The sequence below is a fragment of the Kocuria himachalensis genome, from assembly GCF_054784195.1.
Window position 1 is genome coordinate 1 of the sequence record NZ_BAAGPL010000034.1, and the last position, 1,028, is coordinate 1,028.

Genomic DNA, 1,028 nt, shown 5'->3' on the forward strand with positions numbered 1-1,028 from the left:
TGCCGGTCGTCTATCGCGTTCGGTAATCCGTAGTCACGGTCGATCAGCGCACCGATGTAATCAGCCTGGGACAGGCCGAGAGCGGCCGCCTTCTCGAAAGCGCGGCGGTGCTGTTCAGGAAGCACCCGCATGCTGAACGGGACTCTGCGCCCGATCATCTTGGGGGGCTCGTATTCCTTCATGGGTTCAGCCTGCCACATGTACATGACATTGAACAGCATCGGGTGTCCGTGTCGGGTTTACTTGCTGGTGCCCATGTCATGGGTCTGGTGGCCAACGACGTCCCAATGCCCGTTCTGCTTCTCGAGGTAGATGACGACCTGGCGTTGGCCGGTGGCCTCGATTTCTTGACCGTCGCGGCTGATCCATCGCCAAGTGAGGTCGTAGGCGCGGATGGCTTTGTCCGCGGCGACGTCTCGGGAGACGTCACTGACAGCCGGCACGAGGCTGGGTGCGCTGTAGGCCTGGTGTTCGGCTGGTTCGAGCCAGGCGGCCTGGTTGCCGTTGCGTTCAGGCTCGACCTGATTGGCGGCCCAATCCTCTGACATCAACGGTTTGGTACGGATGGCGGCGGCGGTTTGGGTGCGGTCGGTGGCGGTGTCCCAGGAGTGCAGCATCAGCGCGGCGGTTTCGGCGGTGGCCTCCACGTCGGCCCGGTCCACGGTGTCCGGGTCGGGAAAGGTGCCTTGCCCGGGGGTGTGCTCGGTGGGGGAGAGCGTGGCCGTGGCAGGAGCGGTGGTCTGCTCGCTGGTCTGTTGTGCTCCATCGGTCCCGCAGGCGGTCAGGGGTAGGAGGCACAGGGTGAGAGCGGTGATCAGGCGGTGTCGGGTCATTTCGGCCATGCTCCTTTCTGTTTGAGGATGGGCTCGGGGTCGAGGTTGTGCCCTTGGTAGGGGAAGACCATCTCCGGGGCGTTGGGTTTGTAGATTTCGAAGTGCAGGTGCGTGGCCATGCCGAAGCGTCCGCGGTTGCCCTCGGTGCCGATGACGTCACCGCGTTTGAGCTGCTGGCCTTTGGCCACGTCCCAG

3 protein-coding genes are annotated in these 1,028 nt (G+C 64.1%); all 3 read right to left on the reverse strand.

Annotated elements, in window-relative coordinates:
* A partial coding sequence (locus tag ACYVM4_RS18145; protein WP_460669440.1) for a hypothetical protein occupies positions 1–221 on the reverse strand: 221 nt, incomplete at its 3' end.
* An 18-nt stretch (positions 222–239) separates the two neighbouring features.
* On the reverse strand, positions 240–842 hold the full coding sequence (locus tag ACYVM4_RS18150) for a hypothetical protein (protein WP_460669441.1): 603 nt from the start codon (positions 840–842) through the stop codon (positions 240–242).
* Positions 830–1,028, reverse strand: a 199-nt coding sequence (locus ACYVM4_RS18155; RefSeq protein ID WP_460669442.1) for a peptidoglycan DD-metalloendopeptidase family protein, incomplete at its 5' end; no start/stop codon positions are given. The genes ACYVM4_RS18155 and ACYVM4_RS18150, both read right to left, overlap by 13 nt.

Bases quoted from the DNA above. Each gene is read 5' to 3' on its own strand.
- ACYVM4_RS18150 (WP_460669441.1), bottom strand. From the start codon at position 842: ATGGCCGAAATGACCCGACACCGCCTGATCACCGCTCTCACCCTGTGC.